Origin of the sequence: Algibacter luteus (assembly GCF_900141715.1) — a bacterium.
GTDB classification, from domain to species: Bacteria; Bacteroidota; Bacteroidia; order Flavobacteriales; family Flavobacteriaceae; genus Arenitalea; species Arenitalea lutea.
The window spans coordinates 450,362-472,770 of the sequence record NZ_FQYK01000003.1 but is presented as its reverse complement, the minus strand read 5'-3'; the positions used below and the strand labels follow the sequence as shown (position 1 = coordinate 472,770).

Annotated in this window: 14 protein-coding genes; 11 read left to right on the top strand and 3 right to left on the bottom strand. The window is 34.9% G+C overall.

What is annotated here, in order from left to right; genetic code table 11:
• Nucleotide 1 precedes the first annotated feature (1 nt).
• The 3 genes from BUA46_RS08205 to BUA46_RS08195 are packed head-to-tail and all read left to right on the top strand — an operon-like array spanning nucleotide 2 to nucleotide 6,054.
• Nucleotides 2-1,345, top strand: a complete 1,344-nt coding sequence (locus tag BUA46_RS08205; protein ID WP_026009958.1) for a TolC family protein — start codon at nucleotides 2-4, stop codon at nucleotides 1,343-1,345.
• An 11-nt stretch (nucleotides 1,346-1,356) separates the two neighbouring features.
• Entirely contained in the window at nucleotides 1,357-2,526 is a 1,170-nt protein-coding gene (locus BUA46_RS08200) for an efflux RND transporter periplasmic adaptor subunit (RefSeq protein WP_019386738.1), read from the top strand.
• A gap of 27 nt (nucleotides 2,527-2,553) precedes the next feature.
• A complete protein-coding gene (locus BUA46_RS08195) occupies nucleotides 2,554-6,054 on the top strand; it encodes an efflux RND transporter permease subunit (protein ID WP_019386739.1) in 3,501 nt (1,166 codons plus the stop codon).
• Between the two features lie 156 nt (nucleotides 6,055-6,210).
• Here BUA46_RS08195 and BUA46_RS08190 read toward each other — a convergent pair whose 3' ends face one another.
• The gene (locus tag BUA46_RS08190; RefSeq protein ID WP_019386740.1) at nucleotides 6,211-8,838 is read right to left on the bottom strand and encodes a TonB-dependent receptor; all 2,628 of its coding nucleotides are present in this window, start codon (nucleotides 8,836-8,838) and stop codon (nucleotides 6,211-6,213) included.
• Nucleotides 8,839-9,124: 286 nt separating this feature from the next.
• On the opposite strand from BUA46_RS08190, the gene aspS reads away from it, so the two are divergent.
• From aspS to BUA46_RS08175, 3 genes are read left to right on the top strand one after another with little or no spacing between them, the layout of a single operon-like run.
• A complete protein-coding gene (aspS, locus tag BUA46_RS08185) occupies nucleotides 9,125-10,879 on the top strand; it encodes an aspartate--tRNA ligase (RefSeq protein WP_019386741.1) in 1,755 nt (584 codons plus the stop codon).
• 44 nt (nucleotides 10,880-10,923) lie between these two features.
• The gene (locus BUA46_RS08180) at nucleotides 10,924-12,711 is read left to right on the top strand and encodes a chloride channel protein (protein ID WP_019386742.1); all 1,788 of its coding nucleotides are present in this window, start codon (nucleotides 10,924-10,926) and stop codon (nucleotides 12,709-12,711) included.
• Nucleotides 12,712-12,719: 8 nt separating this feature from the next.
• Nucleotides 12,720-12,956 carry a hypothetical protein gene (locus tag BUA46_RS08175; RefSeq protein ID WP_019386743.1) on the top strand — a complete coding sequence of 79 codons (237 nt, stop codon included), beginning with the start codon at nucleotides 12,720-12,722 and terminating at the stop codon, nucleotides 12,954-12,956.
• Between the two features lie 35 nt (nucleotides 12,957-12,991).
• Here the strand turns inward: BUA46_RS08175 and BUA46_RS08170 are convergent, their stop codons facing one another.
• Nucleotides 12,992-13,441 (bottom strand): nucleoside deaminase, encoded by a 450-nt coding sequence (locus BUA46_RS08170; RefSeq protein WP_019386744.1) that lies wholly within the window; start codon nucleotides 13,439-13,441, stop codon nucleotides 12,992-12,994.
• 39 nt (nucleotides 13,442-13,480) lie between these two features.
• Between BUA46_RS08170 and dxs the strand changes: the two genes are divergently transcribed.
• The 3 genes from dxs to BUA46_RS08155 all read left to right on the top strand — a co-directional run bounded on the left by dxs (nucleotide 13,481) and on the right by BUA46_RS08155 (nucleotide 17,251).
• On the top strand, nucleotides 13,481-15,241 hold the full coding sequence (dxs, locus tag BUA46_RS08165) for a 1-deoxy-D-xylulose-5-phosphate synthase (RefSeq protein WP_019386745.1): 1,761 nt from the start codon (nucleotides 13,481-13,483) through the stop codon (nucleotides 15,239-15,241).
• Between the two features lie 51 nt (nucleotides 15,242-15,292).
• Nucleotides 15,293-15,649, top strand: a complete 357-nt coding sequence (locus BUA46_RS08160; RefSeq protein ID WP_019386746.1) for a bleomycin resistance protein — start codon at nucleotides 15,293-15,295, stop codon at nucleotides 15,647-15,649.
• A 63-nt stretch (nucleotides 15,650-15,712) separates the two neighbouring features.
• Nucleotides 15,713-17,251, top strand: a complete 1,539-nt coding sequence (locus BUA46_RS08155) for a sugar porter family MFS transporter (RefSeq protein WP_019386747.1) — start codon at nucleotides 15,713-15,715, stop codon at nucleotides 17,249-17,251.
• Between the two features lie 139 nt (nucleotides 17,252-17,390).
• Here the strand turns inward: BUA46_RS08155 and BUA46_RS08150 are convergent, their stop codons facing one another.
• The gene (locus tag BUA46_RS08150; RefSeq protein WP_019386748.1) at nucleotides 17,391-18,731 is read right to left on the bottom strand and encodes a deoxyguanosinetriphosphate triphosphohydrolase; all 1,341 of its coding nucleotides are present in this window, start codon (nucleotides 18,729-18,731) and stop codon (nucleotides 17,391-17,393) included.
• A gap of 159 nt (nucleotides 18,732-18,890) precedes the next feature.
• Between BUA46_RS08150 and BUA46_RS08145 the strand changes: the two genes are divergently transcribed.
• The gene (locus BUA46_RS08145) at nucleotides 18,891-19,277 is read left to right on the top strand and encodes a carboxypeptidase-like regulatory domain-containing protein (RefSeq protein ID WP_019386749.1); all 387 of its coding nucleotides are present in this window, start codon (nucleotides 18,891-18,893) and stop codon (nucleotides 19,275-19,277) included.
• A 286-nt stretch (nucleotides 19,278-19,563) separates the two neighbouring features.
• Nucleotides 19,564-22,368: a TonB-dependent receptor gene (locus BUA46_RS08140; RefSeq protein WP_035106047.1), complete on the top strand. Its 2,805-nt coding sequence runs from the start codon at nucleotides 19,564-19,566 to the stop codon at nucleotides 22,366-22,368.
• Nucleotides 22,369-22,409 lie beyond the last annotated feature (41 nt).

The following is a 22,409-nucleotide window of genomic DNA, read 5'->3' as shown; positions in this document are numbered from 1 at the left end:
AATGAAGAAAAAACTAATACTATTTTTTAGTTTACTATGTTCCATTGTAATGATTTCGCAAGAAAGCAGCCAAAGTTTTTCATTACAAGAAGCCATAGATTTTGCCTTAGAAAATAACAGAAGTGCTAAAAATGCAGCCTTAGATATTAAAGCAGCTGAGAAACAAAAGTGGGAAACAACCGCAACAGGTTTACCACAACTTAGCGCAAACATAGATTATCAAAATTTTTTAAAACAACAAGTTTCTTTAATTCCTGCCGAATTTTTTGGAGGAAACGAAGGTGAGTTTTCAGAAGTAATTTTTTTAACAAAACAAAGTGTTACGGCCTTTGCTAAAATAGATCAGTTAATTTTTGATGGTTCTTATTTAGTTGGGCTTCAGTCGGCCAAAGTATTTCTAGAAATTTCTAAAAACGCCAAAGAAAAGACCGATTTAGAAGTTAGAAAAGCTGTAATTAATGCTTATGGCAATGTGCTTTTGGCTGAAGAAAGTGTAAAAATATTAGAGCGTAATATTAGTATTCTTCAAAAAAATCTTGACGAAACAACAAAAATTTATGAAAATGGTCTAGAAGAAGAAGAAAGTGTGGAGCAATTACAAATTACACTATCAGGTGTAGAGAGTAACTTAAATAAAACTAAAAGATTAAAAACTTTAGCTTATCAAATGCTAAACATGACTCTTGGTTTAGATATAAATGCAAAAACATTTTTAACGGATGCGCTTGAAAACCTTACAGCACAATACATAAGCATTAATTTATTGGAAAGCGAAGGAAACATTGAAAACACCATTGATTATAAAATTGCCAAAAACGATGAGGTCTCCAAATCACTTTTGTTAAAACTCGAAAAGAGCAAAGCTTTACCTCGACTTTCAGCATTTATAAACGGCGGGTATTCGGCATTCAGCAATACGTTTACATTCACTGATAGTGATCAAGACTGGTTTGGGTCATCGTTAGTAGGTATAAACATGAGTATTCCAATTTTTAGTTCTGGCATGCGAAGTGCATCAACGCAACGTGCAAGAATAAATCTTGAAAAAGCTAAAGATGATTTAACCGAAACCGAGCAACGTATAAAACTTGAAATAGCTGCGGCTAAAAGTGATTACCAGTTTGCTATTGAAGATTACGAAAACAAAAAGAAAAACTTAAATCTTGCCGAACGTATCGAGCAAAAAAACCAAACCAAATTTTTTGAAGGTATTAGTTCGAGTTTCGAATTGAGACAAGCACAAACTCAACTTTACAGTTCTCAACAAGAATTCCTTCAAGCGATGTTGGATGTTATTAATAAAAAAGCTGAATTAGAAACCGTTTTAAACACCATTAATTACTAAAATCAATCAAAATGAAATATATATATTCTCTTGCATTAACTTCTCTATTACTTGCATCTTGCGGAAATGATAAGAAAAAAACTGTTGAAGACATTATTGAAACCAACAATTTAGAACTTATCAGACAAAAGAAAGCAGAACTTGATGCTACAGCGCAAGAAATTTCAATGCAGTTAAAACAATTAGACAATTCCATAAAAGAACTCGATCCTCAAGAAAAAGTGCCATTAATAACCACATTTACGGCAGAAGAAAGTGTTTTTGATCATTTTGTTGAATTACAAGGAAACGTAAGCACTAAACAAAACGTTGTTATTACTGCCGAATACGGTGGTGTGTTAAGACAGGTTTATGTAAAAGAAGGGCAAAACGTTAGCAAAGGACAAATGCTTGCTAAAATTGATGATGGCGGATTAAGCCAACAATTGGCTCAAGTAAAAATTCAGGCCGCTTTAGCAAAAACAACTTTTGAAAGGCAAGCCCGTTTATGGGACCAAAAAATTGGTAGCGAAATACAGTATTTGCAGGCTAAATCCAATTACGAAGCTCAAGAGGAAGCTGTAAATCAAATACAACAACAAATAGGTAAAACCATAGTTCGCGCGCCATTCTCAGGCACTATTGACGATGTAATTACAGAGCAAGGAAGTGTTGTGGCACCGGGGCAATCTCAATTGTTTAGAATTGTAAATCTTGATGACATGTATATTGAAACAGATGTCCCAGAGCGTTACATATCAGATATTATAAAAGGAAAAGAAGTTAAAGTAGAATTTCCAGTATTAGGAAAAGAAGTTGATGCCAAAGTGCGTCAGGCAGGAAATTTTATTAATCCAGCAAACCGATCTTTCAAAGTTGAAATTGCAATTCCTAGTAAAAATTTAGACATAAAACCAAACCTAACTGCAAAGCTTAAAATTAATGATTATACCAACCCCAATGCCATCTTAATTCCACAAAGTATCATTTCAGAAAATGCAGAAGGGCAACAATATGTTTACACCATTATTGATAAGGTGGATAACAAAGCAACTGTAAAACGCGAGTTTATTGAAACTGGAAAAATCCAGGGTAATTATATTGAAGTACTATCAGGAATTCGAAATGGAGAAGAAATAATTGATGAAGGCGCACGTAGCGTAAAAGATGGTCAGGAAGTAAAAATTCTTGTTGTAGAATAAGCAACCCAAACTCTAATAACAAAACCAATGACAAAAAATAAAAAGAAAAAGACTGTAGATAAAGAGTTTGCGTTTTCATCATGGGCAATTAACAATAAAACCACCATGTATGTGCTTATTACATTAATCCTTTTTTTAGGAACCGGCGCTTACTTTAGTATGCCGCGAGAAAGTTTCCCAGAAATAAAAGAAACTAAAATATATATAAGCTCAGTTTACCCAGGAAATACTGCTGAAGATATTGAAAAACTGATTACAGACCCTATAGAAGATAAGTTAAAAACGGTAAGTAATGTAGTAGAAATAACCTCAACATCTCAAGAAGATTATTCAATAGTAATTGTTGAGTTCGACGAAAATATTTCTGTTGATAATGCTAAACAAAAGGTTAAAGATGAAGTAGATTCTGAAACTGCGAGTGAGGATTGGCCAACTTTTAATGGCGCTAAGGTTGAACCTAACGTGTTCGATTTAAGTATGTCTGAAGAAATACCTATTCTTAATATCAATATTTCTGGAGATTATCCTGTTGATAAGCTTAAAGAATATGGCGAATATCTAGAAGATGAAATTGAAAGCTTAATAGAAATTAAGCAAGTTGATATTCGTGGCGCTCAAGAAAAGGAAGTTGAAGTTGCCGTAGATATTTATAAAATGATGGCTGCTCAAGTTAGCTTTGACGACATTATTAATACGATAAGCAGAGAGAACATGACCATGTCTGCAGGTAACTTAATCTCAAGCGGACAAAGAAGAACAATTCGAATTTTAGGTGAAATTGAAGACCCTAAAGATTTAGAAAGCTTTGTTGTAAAATCAGAACACAATAATCCTATTTATTTAAAAGACGTAGCCACAATCACTTTTAAAGACGAAGACAAAACAACTTATGCACGAGAATTTGGCGATCCAGTGGTGATGCTCGACGTTAAAAAACGAGCAGGAAAAAATATGGTGGCAGCTGCAGAACAGATTCAAGTTATTGTAGATGATGCTATTAAAAATGTATTTCCTCCAGATTTAAAAGTGAGTATTGCTAACGATCAATCATCAAAAACCATTGGGCAAGTAGATGATTTAATAAACAATATCATTTTTGGTATTATCCTCGTGGTAACCGTATTAATGTTCTTCTTAGGGTTTAAAAATGCGCTTTTTGTTGGTTTTGCCATCCCTATGTCTATGTTCATGTCCCTCATGATACTAAACTTAATGGGATACACCATGAATACAATGATTCTTTTTGGTCTAATTATGGGTCTAGGAATGCTTGTAGATAACGGAATAGTTGTAGTTGAAAACGTATATCGTTTAATGACTGAAGAAGGCATGAGCCGAATTGAAGCCGCAAAAAAAGGAATCGGCGAGATAGCATTTCCTATTATTATTTCAACTTTAACAACTGTTGCTGCCTTCGTTCCACTCGGGTTATGGCCAGGAGTAATGGGGCAATTCATGATTTACTTTCCAATTACCTTATCGGTAGTTTTGGGATCCTCATTATTTGTTGCCATTTTCTTTAACTCGGTTTTAGTTTCTCAATTAATGACGACTGAGGATAAAAATATGCCACTTCAAAATATCATTAAAATATCTGCGATTTTAGGCGGATTTGGTTTGGTTATTTTATTGTTTGGCGGAGCATACCGAGGATTAGGAAGCTTGATGATAGTAACCGTAATATTGCTTTGGTTATACCGACTATTCCTTAGAAAATGGGCAAATGGTTTTCAGAATAATATTTTACCTAAATGGGAACGTGCCTACGAAAAATCGTTACGTTATGCGCTTAGTGGTAAAAAACCTCAACTTATCGCCATAGGCACAACCATTTTATTGGTAATTGCTTTTATGGGCTTTGGAGCTTCGGTTGGCAGTCAACGTACAAAAGTGGAATTCTTCCCAGATAACACACCAAATCAAATCATTGTTTATATAGAGTACCCTGAAGGTACAGATATTAAAAAAACAAATGCTATTACAAAAGATATTGAAAAGCGTGTTTACAAAATCATTAACGATCCAGAATATATAAAAGACGGCTACAATTTTCTTACTGAAAGTGCTGTATCGCAAGTTGGTGAAGGCGCCGGAAATCCTCAAACCGATGGAGGTTCTGCTGCAGAAATGCCACATCGTGGAAAAATTACAGCCACCATGCGCGAGTATAAATACAGAGAAGGTGCAGACAGTCAAGAACTTCTTAAAAAAGTACAAGAAGCTTTAAAAGATGTGTATCCTGGTGTAGCTATTTCTGTTGAAAAAGATGCTGTTGGCCCTCCCGCGGGATATCCAATTAATATTGAATTAGAAGGTGAAGATTATGGCGAATTAATTGCTACAGCCGAAAAAATGCGCGATTTTATCAACACTAAAAACATTCAAGGAATTGATGAGCTGAAAATAGATGTTAATAAAATGAAACCATCAATGCAGGTTATTATTGACAGAAAAAAGGCAGGAGAATTAGGCGTTACTTCGGGTCAAGTTGGACAACAACTTCGTAACTCAATTTTTGGTGCAAAAGCAGGTGTTTACAAAAATGATGGGGAAGATTATGATATTTACGTGCGTTTTAACGAAGAAAACAGATATAATACCAGCGCTATTTTTAATCAGAAAATAACTTTTAGAGACATGGCCTCTGGTCAAATTAAAGAAGTTCCCGTTTCTGCGGTTACCAAGCAATCAAATAGCTCTGGATTTAGTGCAATAAAACATAAAGATGTAAAGCGTGTTGTAACCCTATACTCTGCTTTAGCTCCTGGATTTACAGATGCTGGAGCCATTGTTTCAAATATTAGACACGAAATGCAAAGTTTTACAGAAAAACCAGAAGGTGTAAAAGTTGATTACACTGGCCAAATAGAAGAACAGAATAAGCAAATGGCTTTTCTAATGGGTGCGTTTTTTACAGGATTAGGATTAATTTTCTTTATTTTAATTTTTCAATTTAACTCCATATCAAAACCTGGAATTATCATGTTAGCTATTTTCTTGAGTTTAATTGGTGTTTTTGGAGGCATTGTTGCAACGGGTAGTTCATTTGTAATTATGATGACCATGATGGGTATTATATCTCTAGCTGGAATTGTGGTTAATAATGGTGTCGTCCTTTTAGATTACACACAACTACTTATTGACCGACAAAAGGTAAAAGACGATCTGGACGAAGATCAATATCTAGAACAAGACAATCTTGTTGAAGCGATTGTAAAAGGCGGAAAAGCGCGTTTACGCCCAGTTTTATTAACCGCTATTACTACAATTTTAGGATTAATACCTTTAGCTACCGGATTAAATATAAATTTCTTTACTTTGTTCAGCGAATTTAACCCTCATATTTATATGGGTGGAGATAATGTGATTTTCTGGGGCCCTTTAGCATGGACTGTAATTTATGGTCTTTTGGTAGCAACTTTTTTAACGTTGATAGTTGTCCCAATTTTATTTTATCTTGTCACGAAATTTAAAATGTGGTTATTTAAAAGTCGAGTTTCAACAAATCAAAAGTTAATTGCAGATTAAATATAAAATTTAAAAGCATTTGAAAGGATAAAACAATTGTAATTAAGGTTGTTTTAACAATATCCTTTTATTTCTAATATTAAAAGGATTAATTAATAGCGAAGAAAAGCCCCAACATATGTTGGGGCTTTTTGATATCAAAAAATTTGTGTTTAATTAAAACTTATAGTTCAACCCGATACTAAAATTTGTACCTAATTGACCTAGTTGTTGTACTTCAGAAGAGTAAACAAATCTGCTTCCTGCTTGCGCAGTTCCTGTTGATGCTTTTGTTACATCTGGATATACATCAAATAAGTTATTTACTATACCTGTAAGACTTAAATTATCTGTAAATTTATAACTCAAACTTAAATCGGTTGCAATTTTAGAAGATAACTCCTGGTCAAATTCTGCACCATTAGGAGAAGTTATTGTAACTTTTCCAAACATAGTATTATATAATCCAACATTTACTTTATCAGACTCATAATCTAATCCTAATATTACTTTGGATCTTGGTCTTGCACTTGTAATTAAACCTTTTTCAATTCTTGCAAAAATATCATATCCGTTTTGTGCTAAAGCATCTGGTGTATTAATTGCATCAATTGTAGTTTTATTAAAGTTAGCCGCTAAATTAGCATGTAATTTACCAGCTCCAAAATCCATATTTCTATAATTTAAAACTAAATCGGCACCAGTTGTTTTAGTATCACCTGCGTTTATAAAAAATTGTACCGCTACAACTCCATTATCTTCAAGTATTTGCTCTACAGGATTAGTTGTAGTATCGTCTCCATCTGCTCCAATTTGAGATGAAAATAAAACACGATCATCAACATTAATGCTATAGAAGTCTAAAGATGCAGAAAAATTTCTATCAAATTGATATGTAATACCTGCCGACATGTTTCTGGATGTTTCTGCAAATAAATTAGGAACACCTAAAGCTTCAACTGCAGGATTATTATTTGCTAAAGTTCCTTGTAAAAGAGGTTCTGGTGAACTCGCAACAATAATATACTGGCTATTTGTTAAATGACGTTGGTGTAATGTTGGTGCTCTAAATCCAGTACTGTAAGATGCTCTAAGAGCTCCTGCACTTCCTAATTTATAACGCCCGTTTAATTTCCAAGAAAAATTATCTCCAAAATCCGAGAAATCTTCATAACGTCCTGCAACTCCTAATAATAATGCATCAGAGATATCGAAATCTAATCCAGCATAAGCAGCAAAGTTGTTTCTATCCCATTCTCCAGATTCTTCAGGTTTAATACCTGCGAAAGAATCAGATCCTGCACCATAGTAAGATAATGGATTTCCTTCTCTAGCTTCAAATTTTTCCTTTTTGTATTCAAGTCCAAATGATCCACTTACCACATCAGAAAACACTTTAGAAAAATCTAAATTTCCAATAACATTGCTTAAACTATATCCACCTGGATTAAACGTTCTAGGAGATGTACCATTATCAGCTAAATAATCTCTATTCACTGAATTATTAACGGTATAATCGACACTGTTTTTACCAAATGTAAGACTCGCATCGGCATTCCATCCTTCACCTAAATCCATTTTTAAACCAGCAGAATTAATATGATCTTTAATTCTTGCTTCGAAAGTTGGTTGGTAACCTTGAAAATTTCCATCGGTTGTAATGAAGTTCGCATCTGCAACATCACGTCTCCAATAAGGTGCTCTGTAATATGCAAAACTTCGACCTGTACGCAAGGTATAACCATGGAACGAATAAAATTCCGAATTTTCACCAACTGGATGCGACATGTTTACAAAAACATCGCCTTTTTCTAAATCTGGCTGACCTACGTGCATTCCTAAATCTGGGTTGTTCTGTGCCCACTCTATTTCATAATCTCTAGCATCACTTGGTAAATCTGCAACACCTGGAGTTCCTGCTCTATTAGTAAGTTTCTGGTTATAATACCCTAAAGTAAGGTTTACAAATCCACCTTCACCAAATCCTAAGGTTGTATTGAAATCTGTAGCAAAGTTAAAACCATCACCCTCAGAAGTAATTCCTGTTTTTGCAGAAAATGTCGAAAACTGAGCGTCTTTTTTTAACACCATATTAATTACACCTGCAATCGCATCTGAACCGTATTGTGCCGATGCACCATCACGTAATATCTCTACACGCTCAATAGCTGCTGTAGGTATACTTTTTAAATCTACTCCAACCTCACCTTTACCAGGTGTTCTGTTTAAGTAAACCTGTGCACTTTGGTTTTTACGTTTCCCGTTTACCAAAACTAATGTTCTACTAGGTCCTAATCCACGTAAATCTGCTGGGTCGTAATGCGCTGTCGCATCAGAAATAGCTTGTGGCTGAGCATTAAACGATGGCACTTTAAACGTTAACATCGCTTCAATAGTTGGTTGCCCACCACTTGTTAATTCTTCAGCACTAATATTATCAATAGGTACTGGAGAATCTAAAATCGTTCTAGGTTTAGATCTGTTACCTAGTAAGACAACAGCATCTAGAGCAACCCCAGATTGTAAGGTAACATTTAATGTGCTACCTGTAACCACAGCCTCCTGAGTTTCATAACCTACGTACGAAAACACAAGAGTGTCACCATTGTTGGCATTTAAACTGTATTTTCCATCAAAGTCGGTGGTTGTTCCCGTTGTAGTTCCTTTAACAACTACTGAAACACCAGGGACAGGTTGCGACGAATCATCAGTAACCACACCAGATACGGTCTGACCAAAGACAAGACTTGAGGTTCCTAAGAACATAAATAAAATCAAAGATTTTAAGTTTAAAAATTTAATCATAATTACTATTATTTTGAGTTAGTTGTCGCTAATATATGCTTTTTATGGAATGAAAACAGAATTTACTAGAAAAATGTTATGCGTGCATATAATAATTTGACATAAATACGCTATTAAAATTGAGAATATTATTGTTGAAGCCTCAAAAAAATATGATATTATGAATGCACTCATTCGAATAACAAATCACACCGGTTATAATTGAGTATGGTTTGTATTAAAAAATCTATATTTAAAATTAATACTCTGTTGTATTTCATTAAATTTGCGCATCTAAAATTTAATCATGTATAGAAGTCATAATTGTGGCGAATTAAGAGCTACAAATGTTAATACAGAAGTAACCCTATCGGGTTGGGTGCAAAAATCAAGAGATAAAGGATTTATTGTTTGGGTAGACTTGCGCGACCGCTACGGCATAACGCAATTGGTTTTTGATGAAGAGCGCACTTCAAAAGAGCTAATAGAACAAGCCCAAAACTTAGGACGCGAGTATGTTATTCAAGTGAAAGGAAAAGTAATTGAAAGAGCTTCAAAAAACCCAAATATCCCAACTGGAGATATTGAAATTTTAGTTTCGGAATTAAACATTCTAAATGAAGCTATGCTTCCTCCCTTTACTATTGAAGATAAAACCGATGGTGGTGAAGATTTACGAATGAAATATCGCTATTTAGATATTCGTCGTAACCCAGTAAAAAACAGTTTAATTTTTAGACACAAAGTAACTCAAGAGGTTAGAAACTATTTATCAAAAGAAGGCTTTATTGAGGTAGAAACACCATATCTAATTAAGTCTACGCCTGAGGGCGCTCGAGATTTTGTAGTACCATCTAGAATGAATGCAGGTCAGTTTTATGCCCTTCCTCAGTCGCCACAAACCTTTAAGCAATTGCTTATGGTGGGTGGTATGGATAAATATTTCCAGATTGTGAAATGTTTTAGAGATGAAGATTTACGAGCCGATAGGCAGCCAGAATTCACACAAATAGATTGTGAAATGGCGTTTATTGAGCAAGAAGATATTTTAAATGCTTTTGAAGGTTTAACGCGTCATTTACTGAAAGAAGTAAACGGAGTTGAGGTTGAGAAATTCCCAAGAATGCTTTATGATGATGCGATGCGTTTGTATGGTAACGACAAACCAGATATTCGCTTTGGGATGCAATTTGGAGAGCTAAATGAAGTAGCCCAGCACAAAGATTTTGGCGTATTTAATAATGCTGAATTGGTAGTTGGAATTGCTGTTCCGGGAGGAAATAGTTATACACGAAAAGAAATAGACAAATTAATTGATTGGGTAAAACGACCACAAATTGGCGCTTTAGGTATGGTGTATTGCCGTTGCAATGAGGATGGAACTTTTAAATCTTCAGTAGATAAGTTTTATGACCAAGACGATTTAGAAAAATGGGCAGAAGTTACCGACGCTAAACCTGGTGATTTAATTTGTGTGCTTTCAGGCGATAAAAATAAAGTGCGTACACAATTAAGTGCTTTACGTATGGAATTAGCAGAACGTTTAGGGTTAAGAAACCCTAAAGAATTTGCACCACTATGGGTAATGGACTTCCCGTTATTAGAGTGGGATGAAGAAACCGAAAGATACCATGCGATGCATCACCCGTTTACATCACCTAAACCAGGACAATTAGAATTACTTAAAACAGATCCGGGAGCTGTAAAAGCCAATGCCTACGATTTGGTTTTAAACGGAAATGAAATTGGCGGTGGATCCATCAGAATTCACGATAAAGAAACACAGTCATTAATGTTTGACTATTTAGGTTTTACACCTGAAGAAGCCAAAGCACAATTTGGCTTTTTGATGGATGCATTTCAATACGGTGCGCCACCACATGGCGGCTTAGCATTTGGTTTGGATAGACTGGTTGCTATTTTAGGTGGGCAAGAAACCATACGCGATTTTATAGCATTCCCAAAAAACAATTCAGGGCGTGATGTAATGATTGATGCTCCTGCACCTATTGACGATGACCAATTAAATGAACTAAGTTTAAAACTTAATTTAAAATCATAAAATTTAAATCCCGCTATGGCGGGATTTTTTAGTAATTTTATAGTATGCCAACTACCTTTAAAAGCCTTCTACGCAAATTCTTAATCTGGAAATACAAGCACATTTCAGAACGTCAATTTGTTTACATACTGAGTATTTTGGTAGGTTTTTTAGCAGGTATTGGAACTGTAACTCTTAAAAACTTAACATACTATATTAGGTATTTCTTTAGCTTATACATTTTTCAAGATTACCAAAGTACATTATATTTCATTTTACCAATAATTGGGCTTTTATTGGTTTATATCATCAAGCAAACTTGGTTAAAAAAACACATTGGTCATGGTATATCCTCAACTCTGTATGCCATTTCAAAGCTGAATGGTATAATTCCAAGATATAATATTTACGCATCGTTAATTACAGCGCCCCTAACAGCTGGGTTTGGTGGTTCGGTAGGACTGCAAGGGCCCGCCGTAAGTGTTGGTGCCGCATTAGGATCAAACGCGGCTCAATTATTTCATATGAACACCAAAACGCGTATGCTTTTAATAGGTTGTGCTGCAGCCGGCGCTATGGCTTCTATGTTTAAAGCTCCTATTGCGGCCATTGTATTTGCAATCGAAATTTTCAGCTTAGATATTGCTTTTACCTCGCTTGTTCCGTTACTTTTAGCCTCAGTTTCTGCGGTGGTTACCTCCTATCTTTTTACTGGAACCGATGTATTATTACGTTTTGAACTTACCGATAAGTTCGAGGTTAACGATATTGCATTTTACGCGTTACTAGGTTTAGTAACAGCCTTCGCCTCAGTTTATTTTTCAAAAGTATTTTTCTCTATAACCAACTTCTTTAAACAATTTGAAAGTCGGGCCGTAAGGCTTTTAATTGGAGGTTTAGCCATAGGCACCATGCTTTATTTCATACCACCACTTTACGGTGAAGGTTACGGTATTATGAACAACCTTTTGAAAGGCGATCATCTTGCAGCAATAGGCACAACGCCTTTTGATCTCGATTTATCAAACATCTGGATTGTTATCGGACTTTTATTAGGCATCTCTGTTTTTAAAGCCATTGCCATGACCACTACGTTTGGTGCAGGTGGTGTTGGTGGAGTTTTTATCCCAACGCTTGTTATGGGAAGTGCCTTAGGTAATGCATTTGCTAAAATTATTAATAATATTGGTTTAGATTTTCATGTATCAGAATCTAACTTCACGCTTATTGGGATGACGGGCTTAATGGCAGGAGTACTTCATGCACCTTTAACTGCCATTTTCCTTATTGCAGAAATTACAGGTGGATATGAACTTTTTGTGCCCTTAATGATAGTTTCTGCTATCTCCTTTTCCATTACAAAATATTACGTATCGCATTCTATTTACACCTTAAAGTTAGCTGAACGCGGGGAATTAATGACCCACGACAAAGACAAAAACGTGTTGATGGTTTTAGATATCGACAAGGTTATTGAAACCAATTTCATCATACTAAAACCAGAAATGAAACTTGGCGAAATACTCAAAAATGCCGTGGCTAAATCCTCTAGAAATCATTTTCCTGTAGTCAACGATAATCACGAGTTTTTAGGCGTCATCCGTTTAGATGACATCAGGCATATGATGTTCGATTCGGACCTCTACGACAAAGTAGACGCGGCAAGCCTTATGCATGCCGATGCAGGAATTATTGATTACGATAAGGACAATATGAATGTTATTATGGATAAATTCAAATCCAGCGGTGCTTGGAATTTGCCCGTAACAAAAGACGGAAAATATTTCGGCTATATATCCCGATCAAAACTATTAACGGCATACAGGCAGCAACTTATCAATTTTACACAATAGTTTAGTAAATGAAATATCTCATCCTTATACTCACCATCGCAGCATTAACCAGTATCATTCTTGGTTTTACATTGCAGGTAGACTATGCACAAAAACTCATCGGTTTTGGTGTTGCTGGATTGTTTTTAATCGTATTTCCGCTATTTTCATACCACCGTTGGAAAGATAAAAATCTCAAAGATTATATGCTTACCAAAGAAAACCTTGATAAAATGCGCGAAAATCAAAAGCGTAATAAATTATAGTTTTAGGGCGTTCCCCAAGGGTCGGGCTTTATTCGTTAATTTAAATTTCGTTTCTCAACAAAAAATCGTTTCATCAAAGTTGAGGCTTCTTCAGCTAAAACACCACCAGTAATCGTAGTTTTTGGGTGTAACTTCGTTTTTAAATTAATACATCCGCGTTCCAAATCTCTTGCGCCATACACAATTTTAGAAATCTGGCTCCAATACAACGCGCCGGCACACATTTGGCAAGGCTCTAACGTGACGTACAGAGTGCATTTTTGAAGATACTTTCCACCTAAAAAATTAGCAGCAGCTGTTATGGCTTGCATTTCGGCATGAGCTGTTACATCGGTTAAGGTTTCAGTTAAATTATGTCCGCGTGCAATTATTTTATTCTCAATCACTACAACGGCTCCTACTGGTATTTCTCCTTTTTCAAAAGCGGCTTCAGCTTCCTGCAGTGCTTTCTTCATAAAGTAGGTGTCATCAAAAGGTTCTATCATAATAGCAAAAATACAAATTCATTCTTGTACTTTTGTCTCGTGCAAAAAAGTCTATTAAATACAATCAACTCGCCTAAAGAACTCCGTCTTTTAAATCAAACAGACTTACCTCAACTTGCGCAAGAGTTACGTGAGTTTATCATTAATATTGTTGCTACCAAAGAAGGGCATTTAGGAGCTAGTTTAGGTGTCGTGGAACTCACCATTGCATTGCACTATGCGTTTAACACCCCTATAGACCAACTCATTTGGGATGTTGGCCATCAAGCCTACGGGCATAAAATTTTAACGGGTAGAAAAAACATTTTTCATACCAATAGACAACTTGGTGGAATTAGTGGTTTTCCAAAACGCGATGAAAGTGAGTACGATACTTTTGGTGTAGGGCATTCATCAACCTCCATTTCAGCAGCATTAGGAATGGCAATCGCCTCTCAATTAAAAGGTGAAAACAAACACCATATTGCAGTAATAGGCGATGCAAGTATTGCCAGCGGGATGGCTTTTGAAGGCTTAAACCACGCCGGAGTTACCAAGGCTAATTTATTGATTATTCTAAACGATAATGCTATTGGTATAGACCCAAGTGTTGGTGCCTTAAAACAATATTTAACCAATGTAAAAAAAGGCACTCAGAAACAAGATAATATTTTTGAAGCCTTAAATTTCGATTATTCTGGACCAATTGATGGTCATGATTTAAATACCGTTATTGCGGAATTAGAACGACTAAAGACTGTTGATGGACCAAAACTTCTTCATGTAATTACAACCAAAGGAAAAGGCTTAAAACAAGCTGAAACAAACCAAGTAAAATATCATGCCCCAGGAAAATTTGATGCCAAAACAGGTGACTTAGCAGAAAAATCAAACGAAGTTCAAGCGCCTAAATATCAAGATGTTTTTGGGCATACCATTGTGGAACTCGCAGAACAAAATAAAAACATTGTTGGCATTACACCTGCAATGCCAACAGGAAGTTCGCTTAAATACATGATGGAAGCCATTCCAGACCGAGCGTTTGATGTTGGTATTGCAGAACAACACGCTGTTACCTTAGCGGCAGGAATGTCTACACAAGGTTTAATACCATTCTGTAATATCTATTCCACGTTTTTACAGCGTGCTTACGACCAAATTATCCACGATGTAGCCTTACAAAAACTACCTGTTATTTTTTGTTTAGACCGTGCAGGATTGGTAGGTGAAGATGGTGCCACACACCATGGTGTTTTCGATTTGAGTTACTTACGCTGTATACCGAACCTCATTATTTTTGCCCCTCGAAATGAACTAGAGTTACGTAACATTATGTACACAGCACAATTGGGTTTAAAGCAACCCATTGCCATACGTTACCCCAGAGGTCGTGGTGTTACGATAGACTGGAAACAACTCTATTCTAAAATTGAAATTGGTAAAGGTGTTTCGCTCAAAAAAGGTAAAAATATTGCCGTTTTAAGCATCGGTACAATGGCTAAGAATGTTACAGAAGCTATAGCAAATCTAGATGTTTCACATTACGATATGCGTTTTGTAAAACCTTTAGATGAACATTTATTACATTCTATTTTTAAAACATATGACATCGTGGTAACTGTTGAAGACCATAGTATAAAAGGTGGTTTTGGAAGTGCTATTTTAGAATTTGCTGCGATACACCAGTACCCAAACACCATAAATGTTTTAGGTGTCCCTGATGAATTTATTGAGCATGGTGGTGTGAATGTATTACAGCAATCTATTGGATTAGATGCAGAAAGCTTAAAACATACTATTGAATCCATACTTCTAATTTAAAAGCAATTCAAAATTAAATTCTTATTTTGATGCTTTAATGCGATATATATCATGCTAACCGATATCAACCCGAAATTGCCCATGCGTAACTTAAATGTTACTAAAGCATTTTACATAAACAAACTTGGGTTTAGTGCTTTTGGCAACACCGAATATGAGGATTATTTGATGTTGGAAAAGGATGAAATACAGATTCACTTTTTTTTATTCAAAAAACTTAATCCTAAAAAGAATTACGGTCAAGTTTATATTAGAACGAATGCTATTGACGCGTTTTACCAATCTTTATTAGATAACAATACCACGATTCATCCAAATGGTAAATTAGAAATGAAACCATGGAGACAACGAGAATTTTCAATACTTGACCCAGACCATAATTTATTAACTTTCGGTCAAAGTTTGTAGATAGAAAATAATATCTTCGTTTTTTGCAAATTTTGATTTAACCAACTAAACTTCCCATTTATTATGTCTAAAAAAATAATATTTATAGCTTTTGTAGTATCATTAGGAGGGTTCTTATTTGGTTTTGATGCTGGTATCATATCCGGAGTTATGTCTTATGCGTCGCCAGAGTTTAACTTAACTGAAGGGCAAACAGGTTGGGTTGTAAGTTCACCATCTTTCGCTGCAATGCTTGCAATGCTTATTTCAGGTAGGTTGAGTGATATTTTGGGCAGAAAAAAAATACTTATTGCAGTGGCTTTTTTGTATGCTTTGTCTGCACTTATGTCGGCCTTTGCAAGCTCTTACGAAATGCTTTACATAGCTCGTATTATTGGTGGTTTAGCATTTGGTGCTGCACTTGTATTAGCACCTATGTACATTGCCGAAGTATCTCCAGCCGAAAATCGAGGCAAGTTGGTAGCGATTCAGCAATTAAATATTGTTTTTGGGTTTTTTGCAGCTTTTTTAAGTAATTACCTTTTTAATAAGTACAATACACCAGAAAGCACTTTTTTAACTGATGACAATGTTTGGCGTTGGATGTTGGGTGTGGAATTAATTCCTGCTTTGTTGTATTTCGCTGCGTTATTTCTGGTGCCTAAAAGCCCGCGTTGGTTATACCTAAAAAATAAAATTGACGAAGCAAAAATAGTTTTAAATCAAATTCACGGACCAGAACGAAGTGCATTGGAAATAACAACTATTGAAAATGCTATTAAAGCAGAGAAAAACAAGGATAAAGTAATCATTAAAGACTTACTAAAACGGTCATTACGTTTTATACTTGTTGTAGGTTTAGTTGTTGGTGTACTACAACAAATTACAGGGATAAACGCGGTTTATTTTTATGCCACTTCTATTTTCAAACAAACAGGAATTGGTACTGATGCATCCTTTTCGTCTGGAGTGTTACTAAGTACTATTTCGGTAATTTTCACTTTTGTGTCTATGTATTTAATTGATAGAATGGGAAGAAGACCATTACTTTTAATTGGCACAGCAGGAATTGCAGCAAGTTTATTATTGTGTGCCTATAGTTTTAGTGGTGCCACTTATAAATTAACTTCGGATAAAATTTCGCAACTTCAGTTTGAAGAATCTTCTCAATTAATGCATTTAGCAGATAAGGAATATGATAATGATATTGACTTTAAAAACGATATGAAGCTAACTTTGGGCAACCAAGTTTATTTGAAAAACGACGGTGCCATTTTAGAGGCAGCTACATCTATGAACGCTACCTTAGTTTTAATTGGAATTTTAGGTTTTATAGCTTGTTTTGCGTTTTCTTTAGGTCCAGTTATGTGGGTTTTATTGTCTGAATTATTTCCAATAAAATATAGAGGATTAATGATTGGTTGTATTGCCTTTATAAACTCTTTTATTAGTGCTATGGTTCAGCTTATTTTCCCATGGGAATTATCTGTTCTTGGTAATGCAACGACCTTTTTTATATTTGGAATGATTGCGTTTGTTGGATTTTTTGTAATGCTAAAAATACTTCCAGAAACCAAAGGAAAATCGTTAGAGCAAATTGAGTTAGAATTGGTTAAAAATTAAGCTCATTATTTAATTTTAACCATGCGTTAGGGATAGCAGTGAAAAGCCCACAGCGAGGAACGAAGCGAGGACTTGTAACGTATAGCCCGACCCTTGTGGTAACCTGCCTGCCGGCAGGCAGGCGCACCAATTTATTTTTTTAAAAACTAATCCCTTTTATTTTTTTGTACTCTAAAATGGCTTTGCTATCTGAAAGTAAAGACACATGATAGCATACACTGGATAAGCGATTGTATAAACTAGTATTGTTGGTTTTGACGCTTTTTGGAAGGCCTTTTAAAATGAGTTTGTCGTAATTTGATGCGGTATTATTATAGCTGTTGTTTACGGCTGTTGTGTAGGTTTTTAGTAATGCGTTAATGACGCCGTAACCTGCAATTTCCTTATCGACCACCTCGGTAGATTGGTAAATATTCTCTACACTAATTTTAATGATATCGTTTATTTGGGCTTCGTATTTGCTTTTATCAAGTAATGCGCATTCAAAATCGCCATTTAAAATAGCATCTTCATTTTTCATAAAAATATCAACGGCCTCATTAATTAATGTGCCAATGGCTAGGGCTCGCAAATAACTCACCCGATCTTGTTTGGTGGTAAGGGCGTAATAATTTTCAGTTTTTATTTTATCTCTTACGATATTTATGAGATACTCTAGCGCGAATTCTTCTTGGATTAGACCTAGGTTAATGCCATCTTCAAAATCGATAATGGTGTAACAAATATCGTCTGCGGCTTCAACTAAGTAAGCTAAAGGATGCCTTGAATAACTTTCTGCTTTTTGACTTCGTTTATTCAGACCCAATTCTTTAGCTACCTCAACAAACCCTTCTTTTTCACTTTGAAAAAACCCATATTTTTTATCGGCAATATGCTTACTTGGTTTTTTTGGAAGCGATTCTTTAGGGTATTTTGTAAAAGCGCCAAGTGTTGCATAGCTAAGTCGGAGTCCGCCTTGGCGTCCTGCCCTACTCTCGGTAAGGATTCTAAAGCCATTAGCATTTCCTTCAAAATCGCATAAATCTTGGTATTCTTTGTCGGTTAGTTCACTTTTATATTGTTTACCAGCTCCGTTAATAAAAAACTCGCCTATCGCTTTTTCGCCAGAGTGACCGAAGGGCGGGTTGCCAATATCGTGCGCCAATGCTGCCGCGGCAACTATGGCTCCAAAATCGTTGGCCTGATACCCATGTACACTTTGCAAATGTGGGTGTTTTTGCAACAAGCGTTGCCCGACTAATCTGCCTAAAGAACGCCCAACAACGCTAACTTCTAAACTGTGTGTTAAACGCGTGTGCACAAAATCGGTATCAGACAGTGGAATGACTTGGGTTTTATCTTGAAGGCTTCTAAATTCTGAAGAAAAAATGACGCGATCATAATCAACTTCAAATCCTAAACGGGTTTCGTCTTGTTCTTTTCTGATGCGTTTATTAGTGTCGCCAAAGCGTTTTAAAGATAGTAATTGTTCCCAGTTCATGGTGAAATTTTATGAGGAAGCAAGATAACATTTCCTATTAAAAATTAAACATAAAATCGCTTAACATTAAGGTAACATTTTAATCATAGTTGTTTAATGATTTGGTAACACCTTAAACCACTTACTGATGTATTTTTGTCTTGAATTAGAAAATAATTGATGAAACACATTTTAACAATAACTTTAATTTTAATATCAGCCGTTGCGTTTGCGCAAAGTACTGGTACAGTAAATGGTAATTTATTAGATTTTGAATCGAATAACCAACCTTTAATTTTTGCTAAGGTTAAAATTAAAGAAACTGGAGCCGAAATATTATGTGATGAAAAAGGTTTTTTTAAGTTTGAAAACTTAAACGAAGGCACATATACTATAGTAAGTAGTTTTACAGGATACCAAACTAAAGAGACCAAAATAACAATAGCATCACATAACACAACTTCGGTAAATATTATTTTAGAAGCCGATACAATATCGTTAGAAGATTTAGTTTCTGTGATGGCCAGTGCTGATAATCAAACAAAATCAACAGCATTAAATAATTAGTTAGTTGAAAATCATCGTTTCAAAACGATAGATTTAATTTAAAAAGCAATTCTCAAGTAAAATGAGAGTTGCTTTTTTTTGTACCTCTTAATTATACCAATTCAGTTTGTGTTAAGAACATTGCTTTTTTGACTTATAGTAATGTTAATTCAATGTAAACAACTCAAGATTTTATATTGTATTTGATAACATTAATCTAACGCTTTTATGACTGTTCTTTAAAGTTAAGGTAACACAGATTTTACAGTATGATGGTTTCTTTGCACCAAGAAATTTAAAATAAATAATGAAGAAATTTATATTACTTTTTGTACTGTTCTCAACTTTAATGTCGTTTGCGCAAAACACCGGGTCGCTAGTTGGAACACTAACAGATAAAGAATTTAATGATGAGCCCTTAGCTTTTGCTAACGTATTAATAAAAGGAACTACAAAGGGAACAACATCGGACTTTGATGGGGTCTATAAAATTGAAAATTTAGAAGTTGGATCTCACATTTTAGAATTTAGCTTCGTAGGTTATGAAACTCAACAAATAAGCGTTTCCATTATTGCTGGAGAAGTAACAGAACTTAATGTAGCGATGAGTGCAAGTGCCGCTTCTTTGGATGAAGTTGTAATAACAACTACAACTAAAAGAGAAAGCGAAACAGCTTTATTATTAGAGCAAAAGAAAGCTGTTGAAATAAAACAGAGTATTGGTGCTCAAGAACTATCAAGAAAAGGTGTTAGTGACGCTGCTGGCGCAGTCGCTAAAATTTCGGGAGTTTCAAAGCAAGAAGGTTCAAGTAATGTTTATGTGCGTGGTCTAGGCGATAGATATTTAAATTCTTCTATGAACGGTTTATCATTACCTTCTAATGATGTGAATAAAAAGAATATCGATTTAAATTTATTTTCATCGGATGTTATTCAAAACGTTTCCATAAGCAAAGCCTATGCTGCCCAATTTTACGGAGATTTTGCTGCAGGCAATGTGGATATTACGTCAAAAGAACATACTGGTAGCTTCGCTGTAGATATGTTTTCTGGAACTGGATTTAACACCAATGCCATAAACAAAAACTTTGTACGAAGCGAGGGTTCTGGTTATTTTGGATATTATGGTAGATATGCGCATAACCCGTTTGCAATTATTTTATCGCATGGCGTAGACCCGGTTAATGTAGATTCTCCTGTTAATGTAGCATACGGTGCTTCAATAGGTAATTCATTCAATTTTAATAATGGCTCAAAATTAAGTGTTTTTGTAACTGGAAGTTTTGAAAATAGTTATGAATACCGAACTGGTAAGAATGTAGATTTTACAACAGTTGAAAAGAAAGCCTTTGACGCTTCTGAAGAATACGAATACGCCACAACCACCAGTGCTATGGCAAATTTAGGCTATAAAATAAATAGCGATAATCGCATAAGTTTTAATTCAGTTTTCATAAATAGTTCTTCAGATGAAGTAGGTTATTACGGGATTGATGGAAACGGAAGAAATAGAGATGCTATTTTAAATACCGATCAAGGTTTCTACCAACAAAACATTCAGTTCGATCAAACTAGAATGTTTGTAAACCAATTATTAGGAAGCCATAAATCTGGTAAGCTCGATTTGGATTGGGGATTTGGATATAACAAAGTGTTTTCAGACCAACCTGACAGAAAGCGTTTTAGTGTTGAAAATTATCAATACGCATTGGATAATGATTCAACTACAAACCCAACGTTTTATAGTAATGTAGTTTTTGATAACCAACGATACTTTCAAAAAATTGAAGACGATGAGTATAATGGTCGTTTCAATTTAGCCTTCAAACCTAACGATAAACTAAAGTTTAATTTAGGGTACAATGGCCGCCATAAAACGAGACAATTCAATAACATAAGATATGGTTATGATATTGTAGACGGTGATTACCAAATTACCGATGTTAATAATTTCGATGCGATTTTCAATCTTGACAACCTAAATCTAAATGATGCATCAAATGGTATTTACGAAATTAAAGTTATAAATCCTTATCCAACTTTATCAAACACCAACAGACCAGGTCTTTTTGAAAACACATACAACGGAAGCCTTAATGTTTACGCAGGTTATGTAGATACCGAAATTAATGCTGGAGATAAATGGTTATTTGTACCTGGTGTAAGATTGGAAAGTTTTGAACAAAATATTTCTTATGATGTTATTAATTTGGGTAACAATGGTGTAGATTCAAAATCTTCAAAGGAAACGTTTATATTACCAAGTTTAAACATTAAATACACCTTAAACGATGACCAAAACCTGCGTTTATCTGCAAGTAAAACAGTTTCAACCCCAGAATTTAAAGAAATTGCACCCTTTGTCTACGAAGATGTTTCTACAAGAATAGGTGGAAACCCAGATGTTTTGGGTTATTCAGACATCTTAAATATCGATTTAAAATACGAGTGGTTCTTTAGTAAAAATGAAATCTTCTCTTTAGGAGCATTCACAAAACAAATAGACAACCCAATTAATTTAGTTGTAGTTGGTGATGCCACAGGAACTCAACGTTATGTTCGTACTGGAGACCAAGCAACTATTTATGGCTTTGAAATTGAATTAAGAAAAAACCTTTTGGTTGATGAAGACGATAACGCAAATTTATCATTTGGTGTTAACGCTACTTACATGAAAACCAATCAAGATTTATATGAAACTATTGATGGTACTTTCGATTTAGCTTTCAATAGAAATGAGGACGAATTGCAAGGTGCATCGCCATTCTTGCTTAACGCTGATATTAGCTACTCGCCAACATTTAAAAACTACCAACCTGTTGCCAATTTGGTATTCTCTTATTTCTCAGATCGTATTGACGCATTGGGCTCTGGAGACTTAGGAAACATCGTAGAAAAAAGTGTACCGACCTTAGATTTTATCTGGAAAAATACCATCAAAGAAAACTTCGAAATCAACTTTAGTGCTAAAAACATATTAAATCCAACCATTCAATACGTTAGAGAGGATCAAAATTTAGGGGATGTTCTAGTGGTATCTGCTAACGGAAAAGGTGTTACCGATTACAAGCGAGGTATGAATATAGGACTTCAACTTAAATACACATTTTAAATATAAAACTTAATCAAAAAATTAAATTAAAAACGATAACA